The sequence below is a fragment of the Variovorax sp. GW531-E2 genome, from assembly GCF_059423125.1.
In genome coordinates, this window is the sequence record NZ_JBWKXQ010000031.1 from 38,628 (window position 1) to 58,826 (window position 20,199).

Annotated in this window: 22 protein-coding genes; 17 read left to right on the top strand and 5 right to left on the bottom strand. The window is 69.2% G+C overall.

The genetic code is table 11. The annotated features are described in order from the left end of the window. Window positions 1-10 precede the first annotated feature (10 nt). On the bottom strand, window positions 11-739 hold the full coding sequence (locus tag AC07XP_RS18520) for an alpha/beta fold hydrolase (RefSeq protein ID WP_487849299.1): 729 nt from the start codon (window positions 737-739) through the stop codon (window positions 11-13). Between the two features lie 166 nt (window positions 740-905). On the opposite strand from AC07XP_RS18520, the gene AC07XP_RS18525 reads away from it, so the two are divergent. From AC07XP_RS18525 to AC07XP_RS18545, 5 genes are all read left to right on the top strand, one after another. After that, complete coding sequence (locus AC07XP_RS18525) at window positions 906-1,223, top strand: ArsR/SmtB family transcription factor (RefSeq protein ID WP_495265502.1); 318 nt, start codon at window positions 906-908, stop codon at window positions 1,221-1,223. A 306-nt stretch (window positions 1,224-1,529) separates the two neighbouring features. Then, the gene (locus tag AC07XP_RS18530; RefSeq protein ID WP_495265503.1) at window positions 1,530-2,816 is read left to right on the top strand and encodes an arsenic transporter; all 1,287 of its coding nucleotides are present in this window, start codon (window positions 1,530-1,532) and stop codon (window positions 2,814-2,816) included. Between the two features lie 30 nt (window positions 2,817-2,846). Then, window positions 2,847-3,278, top strand: a complete 432-nt coding sequence (gene arsC, locus AC07XP_RS18535) for an arsenate reductase (glutaredoxin) (protein WP_495265504.1) — start codon at window positions 2,847-2,849, stop codon at window positions 3,276-3,278. Continuing rightward, window positions 3,262-3,981, top strand: a complete 720-nt coding sequence (gene arsH, locus AC07XP_RS18540) for an arsenical resistance protein ArsH (protein ID WP_495265505.1) — start codon at window positions 3,262-3,264, stop codon at window positions 3,979-3,981. Before arsC ends, arsH begins: the two co-directional genes overlap by 17 nt. A gap of 147 nt (window positions 3,982-4,128) precedes the next feature. After that, window positions 4,129-5,154 carry an AraC family transcriptional regulator gene (locus tag AC07XP_RS18545; protein ID WP_495265506.1) on the top strand — a complete coding sequence of 342 codons (1,026 nt, stop codon included), beginning with the start codon at window positions 4,129-4,131 and terminating at the stop codon, window positions 5,152-5,154. A 10-nt stretch (window positions 5,155-5,164) separates the two neighbouring features. Here AC07XP_RS18545 and AC07XP_RS18550 read toward each other — a convergent pair whose 3' ends face one another. Continuing rightward, on the bottom strand, window positions 5,165-6,361 hold the full coding sequence (locus tag AC07XP_RS18550) for an ABC transporter substrate-binding protein (RefSeq protein ID WP_495265507.1): 1,197 nt from the start codon (window positions 6,359-6,361) through the stop codon (window positions 5,165-5,167). Window positions 6,362-6,546: 185 nt separating this feature from the next. Between AC07XP_RS18550 and AC07XP_RS18555 the strand changes: the two genes are divergently transcribed. Genes AC07XP_RS18555 through AC07XP_RS18580 form a run of 6 tightly spaced genes read left to right on the top strand, consistent with a single transcriptional unit; the run spans window position 6,547 to window position 12,016 of the window. After that, entirely contained in the window at window positions 6,547-7,809 is a 1,263-nt protein-coding gene (locus AC07XP_RS18555; RefSeq protein WP_495265508.1) for a dienelactone hydrolase family protein, read from the top strand. Continuing rightward, complete coding sequence (locus AC07XP_RS18560; RefSeq protein ID WP_495265509.1) at window positions 7,806-8,771, top strand: PDR/VanB family oxidoreductase; 966 nt, start codon at window positions 7,806-7,808, stop codon at window positions 8,769-8,771. The genes AC07XP_RS18555 and AC07XP_RS18560 overlap by 4 nt, the downstream gene beginning before the upstream one ends. 23 nt (window positions 8,772-8,794) lie before the next feature. Beyond that, window positions 8,795-10,162, top strand: a complete 1,368-nt coding sequence (locus AC07XP_RS18565; protein ID WP_495265510.1) for an aromatic ring-hydroxylating dioxygenase subunit alpha — start codon at window positions 8,795-8,797, stop codon at window positions 10,160-10,162. Next, complete coding sequence (locus AC07XP_RS18570) at window positions 10,159-10,644, top strand: aromatic-ring-hydroxylating dioxygenase subunit beta (RefSeq protein WP_354347311.1); 486 nt, start codon at window positions 10,159-10,161, stop codon at window positions 10,642-10,644. Before AC07XP_RS18565 ends, AC07XP_RS18570 begins: the two co-directional genes overlap by 4 nt. Continuing rightward, window positions 10,641-11,234, top strand: coding sequence for a cysteine hydrolase family protein (locus AC07XP_RS18575; protein WP_495265511.1), 594 nt, complete (start codon window positions 10,641-10,643; stop codon window positions 11,232-11,234). The genes AC07XP_RS18570 and AC07XP_RS18575 overlap by 4 nt, the downstream gene beginning before the upstream one ends. Next, window positions 11,231-12,016, top strand: a complete 786-nt coding sequence (locus AC07XP_RS18580; protein WP_492695068.1) for an SDR family oxidoreductase — start codon at window positions 11,231-11,233, stop codon at window positions 12,014-12,016. The genes AC07XP_RS18575 and AC07XP_RS18580 overlap by 4 nt, the downstream gene beginning before the upstream one ends. A gap of 7 nt (window positions 12,017-12,023) precedes the next feature. Here AC07XP_RS18580 and AC07XP_RS18585 read toward each other — a convergent pair whose 3' ends face one another. Then, window positions 12,024-13,022, bottom strand: a complete 999-nt coding sequence (locus AC07XP_RS18585; protein WP_495265512.1) for an AraC-like ligand-binding domain-containing protein — start codon at window positions 13,020-13,022, stop codon at window positions 12,024-12,026. Window positions 13,023-13,150: 128 nt separating this feature from the next. Between AC07XP_RS18585 and gnd the strand changes: the two genes are divergently transcribed. Beyond that, a complete protein-coding gene (gnd, locus tag AC07XP_RS18590; RefSeq protein ID WP_495265513.1) occupies window positions 13,151-14,572 on the top strand; it encodes a decarboxylating NADP(+)-dependent phosphogluconate dehydrogenase in 1,422 nt (473 codons plus the stop codon). Between the two features lie 16 nt (window positions 14,573-14,588). Here the strand turns inward: gnd and AC07XP_RS18595 are convergent, their stop codons facing one another. Then, window positions 14,589-15,098: a gluconokinase gene (locus AC07XP_RS18595; RefSeq protein ID WP_240531376.1), complete on the bottom strand. Its 510-nt coding sequence runs from the start codon at window positions 15,096-15,098 to the stop codon at window positions 14,589-14,591. An 87-nt stretch (window positions 15,099-15,185) separates the two neighbouring features. Further along, a complete protein-coding gene (locus AC07XP_RS18600; RefSeq protein ID WP_495265514.1) occupies window positions 15,186-16,280 on the bottom strand; it encodes a PA0069 family radical SAM protein in 1,095 nt (364 codons plus the stop codon). Window positions 16,281-16,414: 134 nt separating this feature from the next. On the opposite strand from AC07XP_RS18600, the gene AC07XP_RS18605 reads away from it, so the two are divergent. The 5 genes from AC07XP_RS18605 (at window position 16,415) to AC07XP_RS18625 (ending at window position 20,197) form a co-directional block, all read left to right on the top strand. After that, complete coding sequence (locus AC07XP_RS18605) at window positions 16,415-17,017, top strand: GbsR/MarR family transcriptional regulator (protein ID WP_062476691.1); 603 nt, start codon at window positions 16,415-16,417, stop codon at window positions 17,015-17,017. A gap of 69 nt (window positions 17,018-17,086) precedes the next feature. Further along, window positions 17,087-17,518 carry a thiol-disulfide oxidoreductase DCC family protein gene (locus tag AC07XP_RS18610; protein ID WP_492741425.1) on the top strand — a complete coding sequence of 144 codons (432 nt, stop codon included), beginning with the start codon at window positions 17,087-17,089 and terminating at the stop codon, window positions 17,516-17,518. Between the two features lie 52 nt (window positions 17,519-17,570). Beyond that, the gene (locus tag AC07XP_RS18615) at window positions 17,571-18,512 is read left to right on the top strand and encodes an SAM-dependent methyltransferase (protein WP_495265515.1); all 942 of its coding nucleotides are present in this window, start codon (window positions 17,571-17,573) and stop codon (window positions 18,510-18,512) included. 30 nt (window positions 18,513-18,542) lie between these two features. After that, window positions 18,543-19,583 carry an SRPBCC family protein gene (locus tag AC07XP_RS18620; protein WP_495265516.1) on the top strand — a complete coding sequence of 347 codons (1,041 nt, stop codon included), beginning with the start codon at window positions 18,543-18,545 and terminating at the stop codon, window positions 19,581-19,583. Continuing rightward, on the top strand, window positions 19,580-20,197 hold the full coding sequence (locus tag AC07XP_RS18625) for a DUF4166 domain-containing protein (protein ID WP_495265517.1): 618 nt from the start codon (window positions 19,580-19,582) through the stop codon (window positions 20,195-20,197). Before AC07XP_RS18620 ends, AC07XP_RS18625 begins: the two co-directional genes overlap by 4 nt. Window positions 20,198-20,199: the final 2 nt, after the last annotated feature.

Below are 20,199 nucleotides of genomic sequence, written 5' to 3' on the forward strand. Positions count from 1 at the left end.
GCGCCTTCCGTCAGTCGCGCCCCGCTTCGAGGATCGCCTGCGCCAGCCGCTGCGGGTTCGAGAAGAACATCTCGTGGCTGCCCGGGCACTCCACAAGCCGGAACAACCCCAGCCGCTCCGACAGCCGCGGATGCCACGGCAGGCTGTGCGGCAGCGCCGTGTCCTGCTGGCAATTGACGTACGACTTGCCCAGCGCCAGCGCCGCCAGCGGCTGCTTCAGCTGGATCTTGTCGGTGAAGGTGCGGTACGGATGCGGGTTGAGCTTGTCGTAGGCGGACTGCGCCAGCGCCAGGTCGGCGTCGTTGATGAAGGCCTCGCGCCAGATCTCGAAGGGCAGCATCACGGCGTTCTTGTTGGCGGCCGCCACCGCGTCGAACATGGTCACGTAATGCGGCGGCACCATGTCGTTGAGCGCTTCGCCATCGAGCGGCACGAAGGCGTTGATGTAGACCAGCCGCCGCAGCCGCGCCGCGATGCGGTCGGCCACGCCCGAGATCACCATGCCGCCGTAGCTGTGGCCCACGAGCCGCACCTGCGTGAGGTCCTTGGCCTCGATGAAGCGGACCACCGAGGCGATGGCATCGGCCAGGCCGGTGCCCGCGCGGTCGTCGCCAGGGTTGTTGCCTGCCACGGTGGGGCAATGCACGGTGTGGCCGGCCGCGCGCAGGCCGTCGGCCACGGCCTCCATTTCGGCGCCGGTGTGCCAGGCGCCGTGAACCAGAACATAGGTGTCGGACATGGGTGTCTCCTTCGTTGGATGCTTCGTTGGGGGATGAGCCGAAGGCGACTGTAGAAAAAGCGGTACGTCGCAGATGGCCGTTGCCTGCCAGGGCGATGGCCGATTCGTGCCACCGGTCTTTTTGCCGAGGGTTGCCTCGATTCAATAATTCAAAGATAATTGAATAATGGAAGAAAACGATGTGGTCCGCGCCTTGGGCGCACTCGCGCAACCCGTGCGCCTGCGGGTGTTCCGCGCCTTGGTGGTGGCGGGGCCCGACGGGCTGACGCCGGGTGCGCTGACCGAATCGCTAGAGGTGTCAGCCACGGGGCTGTCCTTTCACCTCAAGGAGCTGGTGAACGCGAGCCTCGTTTCGCAGGAGCGCCAGGGACGCAACCTCATCTACCGCGCGTCGTTCGACCGGATGAACGGCCTGCTCGGCTATCTCACCGAGAACTGCTGCCAGGGGGAAGCCTGTCTTCCGGCGAGCACCTGCGACTGCTGACCATGAAAGCTTGTGCTGTTGCACGCGGAGTGCGTGTGCTCTGGCGTGCTCACGCCGATGGGGCACCTTGCTCCGCGAATGTCCCCCGCCCTTCGGGCTCCTCCTTGATTTCGCTGCGCAAGGCGCCCCATCGACGTGAGCGTTGGGCAGTGCAGTCGTTGATCGGCGAGCACTACCAGCAGCGTGCCCCCGTGCACAGGGCACTGGGTGCTTCCCGCAGCGAAATCAAGGAGGAGGCCGCAGGCCGGGGGACATTCGCGGAGGGAAGTACCCGGTGGCCTGTGCACACGCCCTGAACAGAAGAACATGATCCCCGCCCTCCTCATCTTCATCTTCACGCTCGTGCTCGTCATCTGGCAACCACGCGGTTTGGGCATAGGCTGGAGCGCCTCGCTGGGCGCCGTCATCGCCCTGCTCTTCGGCGTGGTGCAGCTCACCGACATCCCCGTCGTCTGGGCCATCGTCTGGAACGCCACCGCGACCTTCATCGCCGTCATCCTCATCAGCCTGCTGCTCGACGAGGCCGGCTTCTTCGAGTGGGCCGCCCTGCACGTGGCCCGCTGGGGGCGCGGCAACGGCCGGCGGCTGTTCGCCTTCATCGTGCTGCTGGGCGCCGCGGTCTCGGCCCTCTTTGCCAACGACGGCGCAGCACTGATCCTCACGCCCATCGTGATGGCGATGCTCGTGGCACTCGGCTTCACGCCGGCCACCACCCTGGCGTTCGTCATGGCCGCGGGCTTCATTGCCGACACGGCCAGCCTGCCGCTCATCGTGTCGAACCTCGTGAACATCGTGTCGGCCGACTTCTTCGGCATCGGCTTCAACGCGTACGCCTCGGTGATGGTGCCGGTCAACGTCGCAGCCGTGCTCGCGAGCCTGGGCGTGCTGCTGTGGTGCTTCCGGCGCGACATTCCCGCGCACTACGACATGGCCCGCCTCAAGCAACCCGCCGATGCGATCCGCGACCGCGACACCTTCCGCGCCGGCTGGGTCGTGCTCGCACTGCTGCTCGTGGGCTTCTTCGGCCTGGAGCCGCTGGGCGTGCCGGTGAGCGCCGTGGCCGCCTTTGGCGCGGTGATCCTGCTCGCGGTGGCGGCACGCGGCCCGGTGATCGGCACGCGCCAGGTGTTGCGCGGCGCGCCCTGGCAGATCGTCGTCTTCTCGCTGGGCATGTACCTCGTGGTCTACGGGCTGCGCAACGCCGGGCTCACCGGCCAGATCGCCACGCTGCTGAACCTGTTCGCGCAAGGCGGGGTCTGGGGCGCGGCCATGGGCACCGGCTTTCTCGCGGCGGTGCTCTCCTCGGTCATGAACAACATGCCGACCGTGCTGGTCGGCGCGCTGTCGATCGAGGCCTCGGGCGCGGTCGGCCTCGTGAAGGAGGCGATGGTCTATGCCAACGTGATCGGCTGCGACCTCGGCCCGAAGATCACGCCCATCGGCAGCCTCGCCACGCTTCTGTGGCTGCACGTGCTCGCGAAGAAGGGCATGACCATCACCTGGGGCCACTACTTCCGCATCGGCATCGTGCTGACCCTGCCCGTGCTGGCCGCGACGCTCGCCGCGCTGGCGCTGCGCCTCAACCTGGGCTGATCCATTTTTTCTTCTCTCAACGAGCCTGTCATGAGCGACATCACGATCTATCACAACCCCGCCTGCGGCACCTCGCGCAACGTGCTCGCGCTGATCCGCAACACGGGCGACGAGCCCACCGTCATCGAGTACCTGAAGACCCCGCCCGACCGCGCCACGCTCACGCAGCTGATCGCGGCGATGGGCGTGCCCGTGCGCGAGGTGCTGCGCCAGAAGGGCACGCCGTACGACGAACTGGGCCTGGACGATCCGAAGTGGTGCGACGAACAGCTCATCGACTTCATGCTGCAGCACCCGATCCTCATCAACCGCCCCATCGTCGTCACGCCGCTGGGCACGCGCCTGTGCCGGCCTTCGGAGGCCGTGCTCGACATCCTGCCCAAGCCGCAGCAAGGCGCGTTCGCCAAGGAAGACGGCGAAGCGGTGATCGACACGAAAGGCCAGCGTGTCGCCAAGCCCTGATCTCCCGCAGCTCGACGCCGATGCGTTCCGTGTCCCCCGCCTGCAGGCGCTGCTTCCCACCGCACGCGCCACGCACGCCCCGCGCATCCTGCTGCTGTACGGCTCGCTGCGCGAGCGCTCCTACAGCCGCCTGCTGACCGAAGAGGCCGCGCGCCTGCTGCGCGCGATGGGCGCCGATCCCCGCATCTACGACCCGCGCGGCCTGCCGCTGCCCGACGGCGAGCCCGAAGACCATCCGAAGGTGCAAGAGCTGCGCGATCTCGCGCAATGGGCCGAGGGCATGGTGTGGACCTCGCCGGAACGCCACGGTGCGATGACCGGGATCATGAAGGCGCAGATCGACTGGATTCCGCTGGCCGTCGGCTCGGTGCGGCCCACGCAGGGCAAGACGCTCGCGGTGATGGAAGTGTCGGGCGGCTCGCAGTCGTTCAACGCGGTGAACCAGCTGCGGGTGCTGGGCCGCTGGATGCGCATGATCACCATCCCCAACCAGTCGTCGGTGGCCAAGGCCTTCCTCGAATTCGACGATGCAGGCCGCATGAAGCCCTCGCCCTACTACGAACGCGTGGTCGACGTGATGGAAGAGCTGGTGAAGTTCACGCTGCTCACGCGCGACTGCGCGGACCACCTGGTCGATCGCTACAGCGAGCGGCGCGAGAGTGCCGAAGCGCTGTCGAAGCGAGTGAATCTCCGCAGCATCTAGACACAAGCCAGGCAGGCTTCTTGCAACGGGGACGCCCGTTGCCCGGGCAACTCCCATGGCGGCGCGCGGCGCACCCACGTAGATTCCAGCGTAGAAAAAAGCGTCCGTTTCCGTCGCTTTCCCCACTTTGGCCCCGCAGGAGTGTCCATGGACGCATGGTCGAGTCAGCAACTGTCCCCGCTGTACAGGCGCGAGGTCTTCCGCTCGCGCGAGGCCGAAGAGACGCACGCGCGCGTGGCCCATGAGCTGAAGCCGCACCGCAGCGTGTGGCGCTCGGGCGATGTCGACGCGATCTTCTGCCGCGCCGAGATGAGCGCACTGTCGCTGTGCATCCTGCGCTACGGCTGCGACGTCGACATCGAGCCCGACGCGCTCGGCAACTTCGTTCTGGTGCAGATGCCGCTGCGCGGCCGCGCCGACATCCACACCGGCGGACAGACGCTGCAGATCCACCCCGGCCAGGGCGCCATCATTTCGGCCCACAAGCCGGTGCGCCTGCGCTGGCATGCCGACTGCGAACAGCTGATGCTGAAGATCGAGCTCAGCCGCCTGCAGGAGGTCGCGCGCCATGCCTTCGCGCTGCGCGGCGGCGACACCGTCGGCGAGATCGATTTCGACATGCCCCTGCGCCTGGACGACGCGGCGGGCACGCAGTGGTGCCGCATGGTGGCGAGCCTGGCTTCGCTGCTGCCGCCCACGGAGTTCGAGCGTCACGACCCGCGCTGGCTCGCGCACTGCGAAGACAACCTCATGCTCTACCTGCTGTGCCACCGGCCGAACTCGGTGCTGCAGCGGCACGCCGACGCACAGCGCGGCACCGAAGAAACCAGCCTGCGGCAGCTGCGGCGGGCCGAAGAATTCATGCGCGAGCGGCTCGACTCGCTGCTGTCGCTCGAAGAGGTGGCGCAGGCCGCGGGCGTCACGCGCCGCGGCCTCGCCCTGCTCTTCAGGCGCCACCGCGACCTGTCGCCCGGCGAGGTCCTGCGCAACATGCGGCTCGATGCCGCGCACGCACTGCTGGCGCGACACGACGGCGCCAGCGTCACCGAGGTGGCGCTGAACTGCGGCTTCTCGCACCTGAGCCGCTTTGCCGCCTGCTACCGCGAGCGCTTCGGGCAGCTGCCGCGCGACACCTCGCGCGACCCCGCGCGGCTGCCTGCCGCGCGGCACTGAACACACCTCCTCAGGACTTCATCGCGCACTGCGCGGCGGTGCGGTCCTGGTAGCGCTCCAGCACGGTGCCGATCACCTTGTTGGCGATGCGCCCGCTGCCGTCCTTGGCGACCACGCGCAGGTAGTAGTTCTGGATCGGGAAGTTGTTGGGGCCGTAGCGGAAATCGCCGCGCACCGACTTGTAGTTGGCCGCCTTGATCGCCTTGAGCAGCGCGGGCTTGTCGGCCACCTTGCCGCCGACGTCGCGCACGGCCGCATCCATCGCCATGAGCACGTCGTAGGCCTGGCCGGCATAGAACGACGGGTTGCGCCCGTTGTTCTGCTGGCGGAACGCCGTCACGAAGCGCTGGTTGGCCGGGTTGTCGAGGTCGAACGACCAGTGCGCGGTGTTGAACAGGCCCAGCATCGGCTCGCCGACGGCGGGGATCATGTCCTCGTCGGCCGAGAAGGCGGTGGAGATCAGCGCCACGTCCTTCGACAGCCCCGCGCCGACGAACTGCTTGATGAAGCTCACGCCCATCGCGCCGGGTAAAAAGAAGTACAGCGCATCGGGCTTCGAGGCACGGATCTGCGCCAGCTCCGCCGAGTAGTCGAGCTGCCCGAGCTTGGTGTACAGCTCGTCGCCCACGGCGCCCTTGAAGGTGTGCTTGAAGCCGTTGATGGCGTCCTTGCCGCCGGGGTAGCTGGGCGCAATCATCGCGACCTTCTTGAAGCCCTTGTCGCTCGCGAACTTGCCGGCCGATTCGTAGTACGCGTCGTTCGGGTACGAGGCGCCGAAGAAGTACGGGTTGCAGCGCGCGCCCGAATAGTCGCTCGGGCCGGTGTTGCTCGACAGGTAGGGCACCTTGGCGGCGAAGAGCGGCGGGCCGACAGCCAGCGCGACCGACGAGCCGACGGGCCCGGTGAACAAATCGATCTTGTCGCGCAGCAGCATGCGCTCGACCACCTGGCGCGCCATCTCGGGGTTGCCTGCCGTGTCGGCCTCGACGAACTCCACCGGCACGCCGCCGAGCTTGCCGCCCAGCTGCTTCATCGCCACGGCGAAGCCGGCCTTGGCCTCGGCGCCGCCGACGGCGAACGGGCCGGACAGGTCCATCGCCAGACCGACTTTCACGGTCTGCGCGGTCTGTGCCTGCGCGGGTAAAGCCAGCGCGCCCACCAGGACGGTGAGCGCGCACAAGACGGATCGGGGCGTGGCCTGCGACATGAAAGGTCTCCTCGGGGTGAGTTCGTTGAACGTGGGGGCAGCAAATGCAGGGCGCAGTCTCTGTGCGGCGGCGGCGCCCCGCTATCCGTTTCGTGCGACCGAAACCGCTGCACGAAATGGACAGACAACAGGCCGGCGCGCTCCCCAGAATCGCCGCCGACCCCACCACTTCGAGAGACGAACCGATGAGCGACACCATCGACATCCCGGCCGGCGACGGCACCCAGACCTTTCGCGGCTACCTGGCCCTGCCGGCCTCGGGGCGCGGCCCCGGCATCGTGCTGTGCCAGGAGATCTTCGGCGTCAATGCCTACGTGCGCGAGGTGGCCGACCTCTATGCGCAGGAAGGCTACGTGGTGCTCGCGCCCGACCTGTTCTGGCGCATGGAGCCCGGTGTCGATCTGGGCTACTCGCCCGAAGACTGGCAGCGCGCCTTCGGCTTCTTCCAGAAGTTCGACATCGAGGCCGGCGTGGCCGACGTCACGGCGAGCGTGAAGGCGCTGCGCGCGCACCCGGCCTGCACCGGCAAGGTCGGCGCACTGGGCTTCTGCCTCGGCGGCAAGCTGGCCTACCTGGCCGCCGCGCACTCGGGCGTGGACGCGGCCGTGGGCTATTACGGCGTGGGCATCGAAGGCGCGCTCGACCTCGTGCCGCAAATCAAATGCCCGATCGCCCTGCACTTCGCCGAGCTCGATCAGTTCTGCCCGCCCGAGGCCCGCGCCCAGGTGCTCGAAGCCTTCGCCGGCCAGCCCGATGCGCAGATGTACGTCTACCCCGGCGTCGACCACGCCTTTGCACGCACCGGCGGCGACCATTTCGACAAGCCCTCCACGCTCATGGCGCACCAGCGTTCGATGGCGCTGTTCAAGGACGCGATCGGCCCGGTGTACGACCTCTCGGCGCTGTGGGACAAGCACTGCGAGTACGAGTTCGCCACGCGCGACGTGGTCGCCACCATGGCCACGATGGTGAGCGAGCCCTACGTGAACCACATCCCGACCATGACCGGCGGCGTGGGCGCCAAGGAGCTGTCGCGCTTCTACAAGCACCACTTCATTCCGAGCACACCGCCCGACACGCGGCTCACGCCCATCTCGCGCACCGTGGGCGCCACGCAGATCGTGGACGAGATGCTGTTCAGCTTCACCCACACGGTCGAGATCGACTGGCTGCTCCCGGGCATCGCGCCCACCGGCAAGCCGGTGGAGATTCCGCTCGTGGCCATCGTGAAGTTCCGCGGCGACAAGCTGTACCACGAGCACATCTACTGGGACCAGGCCAGCGTGCTGGTGCAGATCGGCCTGCTCGATCCGAAGGGCCTGCCCGTGGCCGGCGCGGAGACGGCGCGCAAGCTGGTCGACGAGACGCAACCGTCGAACACGCTGATGCCGCGCTGGGAAAAATCGACCGGCCTCACCATCGCCGACCCGGCGCTGCCCCTGGGATGAGCCACGCCGCCGACATGCTGGCGCTGGTCGTGGATTCGGTCACGCCGCTCACGCCGGCCATCAAGGCCTTCGTGCTGCGCTCGGCGAATGGCGAGCCGCTGCCGCCGTTCGCACCCGGCGCGCACCTGGGCGTGCAGGTGGTGCAGGCCAACGGCCACCCGGGTCAGCGCGCCTACTCGCTCGCCAAGCCGCACGACGGCTCGGACCGCTGCGAGATCGCCGTGCTGTGCGAGCCGCAGGGCGCGGGCGGCTCGACCTGGATGCACGCGTTGCAACCCGGCACCGCGCTGGCCGCGCACGCACCGCGCAACGACTTCGCCCTGCACGCGGGCAGCGCGTCGCCGCTGCTCATCGCGGGCGGCATCGGCATCACGCCGCTGCTGTGCATGGCGCGATCGCTCGCGGCCGAAGCGCGCCCCTTCGACTTCGTCTATGCCACGCGCAGCGAAGAAGCCACGGCCTACCTGCACGAGGTGCGCGCGCTCGGCGGCACGGTGGTGCACGACGGCGGTGTCCCCGCACGCGGCCTCGACCTGCGCGCGCTGCTGGCCGCGCCCGTGCCCGGTCGCCACCTGCATGTGTGCGGCCCGCGCGGCATGGTGCAGGCCGTGGTCGACACCGCCCGCGCGCTCGGCTGGCCCGACGACCACGTGCACTTCGAACTCTTCGCCGGCGCCATCGAGCAGGCGGGCGACGCGCCCTTCGAGGTGCGCACGCTGCGCTCGGGCAAGACGCTGACCGTGGCGCCCGACCAGAGCCTGCTCGACGTGCTCATCGCCGCCGGCCTGGACCCGCTGTACGACTGCCGCCAGGGCGACTGCGGCGTGTGCGTGGTGGACGTGGTCGAGGGCGTGCCCGACCACCGCGACCACAACCTCAGTCCGCGCGAGAAGGCGGACGGCAAGACCCTGTGCACCTGCGTGTCGCGCGCCAAGACGCCGCACCTGGTGCTCGACATCTGATGACGTTTCAGGAGACCCACCCGATGAATTCCGTGATCCCCATCATCCCCATCGCGGCGACAAGCCCGATCGACATCCAGTCGCTCGTGCAGCCCGACCGCGTGCACAAGCGCGTCTACACCGACCCCGCCATCTTCGAGCTGGAGATGGACCGCGTGTTCGGCCAAGCCTGGATCTACATCGGCCACGAAAGCCAGGTGCCCAAGCCCGGCGACTACTTCACCACCCGCCTGGGCCGCGAGCCCGTGGTGATGGTGCGGCACACCGACGGCCAGGTGCACGTGATGTTCAACCGCTGCCCGCACAAGGGCGCCAAGCTCGTGCCCGACGGCAGCGGCAGCGCCGGCAAGTTCCTGCGCTGCCTGTACCACGGCTGGACCTTCAAGTGCGACGGCAGCCTGCTGTCGGTGCCGCTGCGCAGCGGCTACGAATGCACTGCGCTCGACCTGAAGGACCCGCAGTACGGCGTGCGCAAGGTGGCGCGCGTAGCTTCGCACCGCGGCTTCGTGTTCGCCAGCCTGTCGGAAGACGGACCCGAGCTGAAGGAGTTCCTGGGCGGCGTGGCCACGTCGCTCGACAACTTCTGCGACCGCGCCCCGGAGGGCGAAGTGGAAGTGGCCGGCGGCGTTCAGCGCGTGATCCAGCGCAACAACTGGAAGATCTTCTTCGAGAACCTGCACGACACCATCCACGCCGTGGCCACGCACGAGTCGTCGTGGCGCGCGGCCAAGGAAGAGCACGAGGCCATGCCGGCCGGCACGCCCAAGCCCTTCGAAGTGGTGATCGTCGACGGCAACGGCGAGCCGCTGGAGTTCTGGGAGAAGCTGGAGCTCAAGGGCTACGACCACGGCCACGGCTTCATGGAAGGCATCTTCGTGCCGCCGACCGACCCGGTGAGCCTGGCCTACGTGGCCTCGCTTGAAGCCGCGAAGGGCGCCGAAGAGGCCGACGCGATCCTGCGCGTGAACCGGCACAACACCATCGTCTACCCGAGCTGCTCGCCGCACACCTCGTTCCAGCAGATCCGCGTGATCCGCCCGCTGTCGGTGGACCGCACGCTGGTCGAGATCTTCAGCTTCCGGCTCAAGGGCGCACCCGAAGCCACCTTCCAGCGCACGCTCAAGTACACCAACATCGTCAACTCGCCCTCGTCGAACGTGATGCCCGACGACCTGGAGGCCTACAACCGCGTGCAGGAAGGCCTGGGCTCCGACGGCGGCGACTGGGTGAGCATGCACCGCGCCGCCGGGCGCGACCAGCCGCTGCCGGGCGGACGCGCGTCCAACGGCAACAGCGAGATGCCCTCGCGCAACATGTTCGCGGCGTGGGCCGGCTACATGGGCGTCGACACGGGTGTCAAGACGAACGAACAGACCGGGAGCGCCGAATGAACTTCCGCGACTGGAACGAACAGCAGGACCTCACGCAGTTCCTGCACCACGAGGCGCGCCTGCTCGACGAGCACCGCTGGGACGAATGGCAGAAGCTCTTCACGCCCGACGGCCTGTACTGGGTGCCGCTGGTGCACGGCCAGGCCGACCACCTGAACCACGCCTCGCTGTTCTGCGAGGACGCCCTGCTGCGCTCGATGCGCGCGCGGCGGCTCGAGCAGGCCCGCGCCTATTCGCAGCAGCCGCCCACGCGCACCGTGCACGTGCTGGGCAACATCGCGCTCGAATCACGCGACGACGCGGGCTGCACCGTGCGCTCGACCTTCCTGCTGCTGGAGTGGCGCAAGACCGAGCAGCGCACCTTCGGCGGCAGCGTGCTGCACACGCTGCGCCGCGCCGACGACGGCTGGCGCATCCAGACCAAGCGCGTCGACCTCGTCAACTGCGACGCGCCGCACGAAGCCCTGCAGGTGTTCCTGTGAAGGCCGCGTTGCTGGCGATGCACTACCAGAACGACGTGCTGCACATCGACGGCAAGGTGCGCGTGGGCGTGGCCGCCGACGACCCGGCGCGCCCGCGCCTCATCGCCTCGGCCGCGCGGCTCATCGCCGGGGCGCGCGCGAACGGCGTGCCGGTGATCTTCGTGCGCATCGCCTTCGCGCCCGACTACGCGGACTGCCTGCGCAACTGCACGCTGTTCCGCCGCGTGGCCGAGAGCGGCGCGGTGCAGGAAGGCAGCTGGGGCGCGGGCTTCTACGACGAGCTCGCGCCGCGGCCAGGCGAGGCCGTCGTCACCCACAAGCGCAACAACCCCTTCTGGGCCAGCGGGCTCGAAGACGCCGTGCGTGCCACCGGTGCCAGTCGCCTGTACGTGGCCGGCATCGCGACCAACCACGTCGTCGAACACGGCGCGCGCCACGCGAGCGACCTGGGCTACGACGTGGCCGTGGTGGCCGACGCCTGCAGCACTGCGCAGGCGCACCTGCAGGCGGCAAGCCTGGAAACCCTGGCGATGCTCGCGGACGTGGTGCGCGTGGACGACGCCGTCGCGCAGATGGGAGGCCGGCCATGACGACGCTGCAAGGCAAGGTCGCGATCGTGACCGGCGCCGCCGCGTTGCTGGGGAGCGCCATCGTGCGTGCCTTCGTGCAGGCCGGCGCGCGCGTGGTGGCGGTCGACATCGACACGGCGCGTGGCGCCGCCTTGGCGGCCGATGTGGGCGCGGGCTGCCGCTTCGTCGCCTGCGACATCGCCTCGGACGACGCGCTCGATGCGCTCGTGGCCGGCACGCTTCGCACCGAAGGCCGCATCGACTTTCTCATCAACAACGCCGTGGTCTACGGCGACGCTGGCCTGGATGCCGCGCGCGCCGACTGGCTGGGCGCGCTGAACGTCAACCTCGTCTCCGGCGCGATGCTGGTGCAGAAGACCGCCGACGCGCTGGCCGCGCACGGCGGCGCCATCGTGAACATGGGCAGCGTCGGCGGCAAGTTCGGCGCGGCGGGCCGCGCGCTGTACCCCGCGGCCAAGGCCGCCATCCTGCAGCTCACGCGCAACCAGGCCGCCACGCTGGCGCCCCGGGGCGTGCGGGTGAACTCGGTATCGCCGGGCTGGACCTGGTCGGACGCGCTGTCGCGCATGACGAACGGCGACCGCGCACGCGCCGACCGCGTCGGCGCGCCGATGCACCCGCTGGGCCGCGTGGGCGACGGCGACGACGTGGCGCAGGTGGTGCTGTTCCTGTGCTCGGACGCGGCGCGCTTCGTCACCGGTGCGGACATCCCGGTCGACGGCGGCTTCTCGATGCTGGGGCCGGACCAGGGTCGCTCGGCGCGCGACTGGTTCGGGGCCTAGCCGCCGCTCAGTCGCGCGACTGCCGCAGCGCGCCCGGCGTGCCGCCCAGGTGCCGGCGGCACAGGCGCACGAAGTGCGAGGCGTCGGCCAGCCCGACGCGCAGGCCGATCTGCGCCACGCTCAGGCGGTCGAAGCGCGCATCGGCCAGCATGCGCTGCGCCACCTGCATGCGGCAGGCGGCCAGTGCATTGGCGAAGGTGGTGGCGCTGTGCCCTGCCCCACCGCCTTCGGCCAGGCAGCGGTGCAGGCTGCGCTCCGAGATGCCGAGCCCCTGCGCCACGGCCGCGGCCGTGAGGCCCGGCTCGGCATGGCGCTCGCGGGTGGCGTCGAGCACGCGCTGGCGCAAGGCGGCGCGGCCGCACGGGTCGGGCATCGCCCCACCGCCTCCCGGGCCAAGCGCCAGGGCCAGCAGGCCGCCGAGCTGGTCGGCCAGCAGCGCCGCCGGCAGCGGCGGCCGCAGGGCCACCTCGGGCGACAGCGCCTGCGCGAAGCCGCTGAGTGCCGCGCCCCAGCCGCTGTGGCCATCGATGCGGCGCGCCACGTGGTCGCCGGCGTCGGGCAGCCACGACTCGACCCACGCGGTCGGCAGCTCGATCGACACCGTGTCGGCCGACTGCTGCAGGTGGAAGGCGTAGCAGCGCCGTGAATCGACCAGCACCGCGTCGCCGGGCAGCAGGCGCGCCGAGCGCTCTTCCTGCACCGCGACCCAGGGCGAGTCGGCCTTGCACAGCAGGTAGTAGAAGTTGTGGCGGCTGTGGGCGATGGCGCGGCGCGTGCGGTACACGTCCTGCGCGCTGCCGCGCACCCGGTTCACGTGCAGCGGCCCGAGCGGCGCGGATTCGAGCGAGGCACCGAAGCGGCCGGCCAGCGGGCTGGTCACGTCCATCTCGAGAAAGCCTTCGCAGACCGCGCCGATCCAGTAGTCCAGCCGCTGCGGCGGCGGCACGGTGTCGGTCGACCAGGTGTGGATCGCAGCAGGGGCTGCGGGCATGGCGGCGGAAGTCATCCCGCCAACATAGCCAGCCCGGGCCCGTTTGCCAAGCGGGTATAGACGCCCTCCGACGCCGCGGCGCGCGGGTGCCCGGCACAATGGCCCGCTTCATCCACCGCACACGCACGAAGGGCCCGGCACACATGAGCAAGCAAAGCGATTTCGGATTGATCGGCCTGGCCGTGATGGGGCAGAACCTGGTGCTGAACGTGGAAAGCCGCGGCTTCCAGGTCAGCGTCTACAACCGCACCGAGGCCACCACCGAGGCCTTCATTGCCGCCCACCCCGGCAAGCAGCTGGTGGGCGCGAAGACGCTCGAAGAGTTCGTCCAGAGCCTGGCCAAGCCCCGCAAGATCCAGATCATGGTCAAGGCCGGCGCGCCGGTCGACCAGGTGATCGAGCAGCTCATTCCCCTGCTCGACAAGGACGACATCGTCATCGACGGCGGCAACAGCCTGTACACCGACACGGAACGGCGCGACGCCTACCTTGCAGCCAAGGGCCTGCGCTTCATCGGCGCGGGCGTGTCGGGCGGCGAGGAAGGCGCGCGCAAGGGGCCGTCGATCATGCCGGGCGGCCCGGCGTCGACCTGGGAGGTGATGAAGCCGATCTTCGAGAGCATCGCGGCCAAGGTGGACGGCGAGCCCTGCGTCATTCACATCGGCCCGGGCGGCGCGGGCCACTACGTGAAGATGGTGCACAACGGCATCGAGTACGGCGACATGCAGCTGATCTGCGAGGCCTACAGCCTGTTCAAGGCGGCCGGCTTCACGACCGACGAGATGGCCGCGATCTTCAACGAATGGAACGAGGGCGAGCTGCAGAGCTACCTGATCCAGATCACCGCCAAGGCGCTCGAGCAGAAAGACCCGGAAACCGGCCAGCCGGTGGTCGACCTCATCCTGGACAAGGCCGGCCAGAAAGGCACGGGCCAGTGGACGCTGCTGAACGCTGCCGAGAACGCGGTGGTCATCAGCACCATCAATGCCGCGGTCGAGGCGCGCGTGCTGTCGTCGCAGAAGAAGCAGCGCGTGGCGGCCAGCCAGCTGCTGCAGGGGCCGAAGATCGCACTGTCGCTGGAGAAAAAGGCGCTGGTGGCCAAGGTGCACGACGCGCTCTATGCCTCGAAGGTCATCAGCTACACGCAGGGCTTCGACCTGATCCAGACCATGGGCGAGAAGAAGGGCTGGCAGCTCGACCTGGGCGGCATCGCCTCGATCTGGCGCGGCGGCTGCATCATCCGCGCGCGCTTCCTGAACCGCATCACCGACGCCTTCCGCCGCGACCCGGCGCTGGGCAACCTGATGCTCGACCCGTTCTTTCAAGACCTGCTGAACCGCACGCAGCAGAACTGGCGCGAGGTGGTGGCGCTGGCGGTCAGTAACGGCATCCCGGTGCCGGCCTTCAGCGCGTCGCTGGCCTACTACGACAGCTACCGCACGGCGCGTCTGAGCGCGAACCTGCTGCAGGCGCAGCGCGATTTCTTCGGGGCGCACACGTACGAGCGTGTCGACAAGCCGGAGGGCCAGTTCTTCCACACGGACTGGCCGGAAGTCATCGAATAAGGAAGGCGCTCGCCCTTCAGCCGGCGTCGGCCAGCCAGTCGCGCACCACGCCGACCGACTGCGCCAGCGGCGCCGTCGCATCCACCGCCAGCACGCCGGCCTCACCCACCGGCGATTCGAGCGTGGCGAACTGGTTGGCCACGAGGCTGGCCGGGAACATGTGCAAGCCAGCACCCGCGCGCGCGGCCACGCGGCGCTCGGCTTCGGCGCGGTCGATCTGCATGAACACGAAGCGCAGGCCCGGCGCGGCGGCGCGCAACTGGTCGCGGTAGCTGCGCTTGAGCGCGGAGCAGGTCATGACGGCGCCCTGCGGCGCATCGGCCAGGGCGCGGCCCAGCGTGGCCAGCCAGCCGGCGCGGTCGGCGTCGGTGAGCGCGATGCCGCGGCTCATCTTGTCGACGTTGGCGGGCGGATGGTGGTCGTCGCCCTCGATCAGCGGCAGCCCGAACGCCGTGGCCAGCGCCGCGCCCATGCTGGACTTGCCGCAGCCCGAAACCCCCATCACCACGAGCCAGACCCTGTTCATGCGCGCCTTTGACCTTGTTTGAAGCAGCCGATGCCGAATGCGTGCCGAAGCCGGCACGGCCACGAATCTACCGCGTCGGCGCGGTGTTCAGAACAGGCTCCCCTGCCCCACGGCGCCGGGCGGGCGGAATGCCCCGGTGTCCAGCGCGATCCGCTCGCGGTTGAAGCCCAGCCGGTGTGTCGCTTTCTGGAAGCGCTGGTGGATCAGATCGGCCCACAGGCCGCTGCCCTTCATGCGCGTGGCGAAGTCGGCGTCGTAGTCCTTGCCGCCGCGCATCTCGTGGATGCGCGCCATCACGCGCTCGGCGCGCTGCGGGTAATGCAGCTCGAGCCATTCCTTGAAGAGCGGCGCCACCTCCCACGGCAGCCGCACCACGGTGTAGAAGGCACTGCGCGCGCCGGCCTCCCAGGCAGCTTCGAGCACCTGCTCCATGTCTTCGGTGATGAAAGGAATCTGCGGCGCCACGCTCACGCCCACCGGCACGCCGGCCTCGGCCAGGGTGCGGATGGTGCGCAGCCGCCGGTGCGGCGCGGCGGCGCGCGGCTCGAGCTTGCGCGCCAGTTCGCCGTCGAGCGTGGTCACGGTCACGTACACGGCCGCGAGCCGGTCGGCGGCCATGGGCGCGATCAGGTCGAGGTCGCGCTCGACCGCGCTCGACTTGGTGACCAGCGCGAACGGATGCCGCACTTCGCTCAGCAGCTCGATCACGCCGCGCGTGAGCCGCAGCTCGCGCTCGATGGGCTGGTAGCAGTCGGTGGCGGTGCCGATGGCGAGGTTGCTGGGGCGGTAGCCCTTGCGTCCGAGCTCGGCGCGCAGCACCTCGACGAGGTTGCGCTTGGCGATGAGCTTGGTCTCGAAGTCGAGGCCGGGCGAGAGGTTGAGGTAGCTGTGCGTGGGCCGCGCAAAGCAGTAGATGCAGCCGTGCTCGCAGCCGCGGTACGGGTTGAGCGAGCGGTCGAAGGGGATGTCGGGCGACTCGTTGCTGCTGAGCACCGACTTCACGTCCTCGAAGCGCACCTCGGTGGCCAGCGGCAGCAACCCGGCGGCCTCGGCTTCGCCGTCTTCCAGCGTGCCCCAGCCGTCGTCGAAGGCGTCGCGTTCGTCTTTGGAGAACCGGTGCACGAGCCGCGTGGCCGCGCCTCGGCCCTTGATGATGTGGATGGGAACCTGGGCGGCGGGCATGGCGAGTCCTTGGAAGGAAACAGGAAACAAGTCGAATAACTGTTTATTCATACAGTATTTCACTTTTGATCCCGAGATGCTGAGTTTTTTGTTTCTGTCTTGACAGAAATTCAGGAATTCCTAAACTCGACGCCATGGAACTCACCGACATTCAACGCAAGTTCGTCCTGCACTGGGGCGAGATGGGCTCCATGTGGGGCGTGAACCGCACGGTCTCGCAGATCCACGCCCTGCTCTTCGCGCACGGCAAGCCGATGCACGCCGAAGAGCTGTCGGAAACGCTGGGCGTGGCCCGCTCCAACGTCAGCAACAGCCTGAAGGAACTGCAGGCCTGGAACCTCGTGCGCGTCACCCACACGCTGGGCGACCGGCGCGACTACTTCGAGACCAGCGTCGACGTGTGGGAGCTGTTCCGCACCGTGGTGCGCGAGCGCAAGGAGCGCGAGTTCGACCCCACCATCCGCGTGCTGCGCGAGATCGTCGCCAGCCCCGACTTCCAGAAGGAGCCGCCCGATGCACAAGACCGCATCCGCTCCACCATGGACCTCATGACCAAGCTCGCCACCTGGGCCGACGAAATGCTGCGGCTGTCGCCCGGCACGCTCGACAAGGTGCTCACGCTCGGCGCCAGCGTGCAGAAGTTCGTGCGCGGCGACAGCGCACCGCCCCCCGCCCCTCCTGGCGCCGGCAAGGGCGACGACCCCGACGCGCACCACGCCAGCCTGCCCATGATCTGAGAAAGGCCGCGTCCTTTTTTTTGCCTTCTTATTTCTGTTTTGACTGAAATATCGAGAACCAAAAGCACCATGACCCGCTTCGCCCCCGCCACCTATCCGCTCACCGTCTACTTCGACGCCACCTGCCCGCTGTGCACGGCCGAGATGGGCGCCATGCAGGCGCGCGACGCTGCGAAGCGACTGCGCCTGGTCGACTGCTCGCCCATCGGTTTCGCAAACGGCCCGGCACCGCGCGAGGTGCTGATGCGCTCGCTGCACGCGGTCGATGCCGCAGGCCGGCTGCGCGTGGGCGTCGACGCCATCCGCGCCTGCCGCGCGGCCGTGGGCCTGCCGGCCGGCGGCGCGGTGCTCGACCTGCCGGTGGTCGGCCGGCTGGCCGACCGCGCGTATGCGGTGCTGGCGCGCAACCGCTACCGGCTGCCGCGCTGGCTGGTCCTGCGGCTCGCGGGGCACGGTGCGATCGCGCCGGCCACCTGCGCCGACGACCACTGCAAGCTCTAAAAAACCACTCACGCTGTCACACACCACCCGCTCACGTCCGAAGGAGTTTTCGATGCCCGACGTCTTCCAGGCCGACTTCCGCCTGCCCGGCACCGCGCGGCCCGCGCCGCCTGCCGTCGAAGGCCACGTGAGCCGCGAGGACACGCAGGACTATTTCACCGAGGTCGCCGACGACTACCGCGCCTGGAGCCCCAGCTACAACATGCACTTCGGCTTCTGGCGCCTGGGCCTGAACCCGCTGCGGCGCGAGGGCATGCTGATCGAGATGAACCGCACCGTCGGCCGCGCACTGCAACTCGACACCACCACCCATGCCCCGCGCTGCGTGGTCGACCTGGGCTGCGGCGCCGGCGCCACCTCGCGCACGCTGGTCGGCGACGACCCCGCGCTGCATGCGGTCACGGTGACCAACGTGCCGGTGCAGAACGGCATCGCCGCGCGGCTCGACGCCCGGGCCGGCGTGGCCGACCGCGTCGCGCACGTCGAGGCCGACTACACGCGCACCGGCCTGCCCGCCGCCCAGGCCGACGGTGCCTGGGCGCTCGAGAGCGCCTGCTACGCCGAGGGCACCGCCAAGGCCGACTTCGTGCGCGAGGCCGCGCGGCTGCTCAAGCCCGGTGCGCGGCTGGTGGTGGTCGACGGCTTCCTGCTGCGCCGCCGGCCGGGCCGCCTCGCGGGCTGGCTGCACCGCCTGTGGGCCGACAGCTGGGCCGTGCCCACGCTGGCTGTGCGCGACGACTTCACGGCCGCGCTGCGCGCCCACGGCTTCGAGGACGTCGAGTTCACCTCGCTGCGCTGGCGCGTGGCGCCGAGCGCGCTGCACATCCCCGTGCTGGCCACGCGCTTCACGCTGGCCGAACTGTGGAAGGCGCGCGGCAGGCTCAGCCCCTGGCGCCGCAAGCACATCGTGGCCAGCTACTGCGCGCTCGCGCTGGGCATGTTCTGGCGCGACTTCGACTACGCCATGGTGACGGCCCGGCGCAGCGCCAGCTGAGACATCACAAAAAGAGGAGAAGAGATTTCCATGCGCACCGAGCCCGAAGAAAGCAAACTCGCCGACCTGCCAGCTAACGACGACGTGCCGCCCCAAAAGCCCGTGCGCGGCATGCCCTTCGGCTGGTTCTGGCCCATGTTCGCCGGCGCGGCGATCGCGTTCGTGCTGCGCATCGTCTTCGGCGGCGGCCCCGGCGAGCCCTTCTCGGCCATGCTGGGCTCCTTCGTCTATTTCGCGCCCGCGGCGTGCGGCGCGGTCACGGTGTACCTGGCCGAGCGCATCGAACGGCGCAGCTGGGGCTACTACCTCTGGGCGCCGTGGGTGGCCACCGCGCTGTTCGTCGGCGGCACGCTGATGGTGTTCATCGAGGGCATCATCTGCGCCGCCTTCATCGTGCCGCTGTTCGCGGTGATGGGCAGCGTCGGCGGGCTGGCCATGGGCATCGTGTGCCGCATCACCAACTGGCCGAAGCCCGCGCTGTACAGCGTCGCCCTGGTGCCGCTGCTGCTCGGCGGCATCGAGCCGCAATGGCCCAACCCCGACCAGTTCTCGAACACTTCGCGCACGCTCTTCATCGCGGCGCCGGCCGAGCGCGTGTGGCACGAGCTCAACGCCGCACGCGACATCCGCCCCAGCGAAGTCGGCGACGCGTGGGCCTACCGCGTCGGCGTGCCGATGCCGGTGTCGGGCGTGACCGTCGACACGCCCGAGGGCCGCGTGCGCCAGGTGCAATGGCAGAAGAACGTGCGCTTCGAAGAGGTCGTCACCGAGTGGCAGCCCGATCGCCTGCTGAAGTGGCGCTTCCGCTTCACGCCCGACTCCTTTCCCGCCGGCGCGCTCGACGACCACGTGATGATCGGCGGCCAGTATTTCGACCTGCGCGACGCCACCTACACCCTGACCCCGCGCGACGGCGGCACCGAGCTGCGCGTCGCGGTGTCGTGGCGGCTGAGCACGCGCTTCAACTGGTATGCGGACCCGGTCATGCGGTTCCTGCTTGGCGACGCCTCCGAGAACATCCTGCGCTTCTACAAGGCGCGCAGCGAAGCCACCCAGGCGGTGGCGGGATGAGCGCGCCACCCGTCTTCCAGCAGGCGCTCGGCCCCGCGTGGGGCCAGCTCGGCGACGTGATTCGCCGGCACTACACGATGGCGCCGTTTTCCGACGATTACGTGTGCGTGCGCGGCACGATGAGCGAGGTCTGGCACGCCCCCTGGGCCGCGCTGCTGATGCCCTTCGGCCGGCTGTTCGGCGCGCTGGTTCCGCACCAGGGTACCCAGGTGCCGATCGAGGTGCACTACCGCTGCCACCCCGACAACGCCCACCTCTACTGGGACCGCGTCTTCCACTTTCCGAACAGGCCGCCTTTTCATTTCCGCTCGCACATGGAACACGACGCGGCGCAAGGCAGCGAGGTGATCGAATACGCGCGCTTCGGCATCGGCATGCGCCTGGCGGTGAGCGCGGAAGACGGTGCGCTCGTGTTCCGCGACAGGGGCTACATCTGGCGCCTCGCGGGGCTGCGCATTCCGCTGCCGCTGGGCCTCTTGCTCGGCACCGCCTACGTCGAGGAACGGCCCGATCCGTCCGACCCCGACCACTTCACGATGAAGATGCTGCTGCGCCACCGCTGGTTCGGCGATGTGTTTCGCTACAGCGGACGCTTCCGCCTCGGTTCACAATGAGC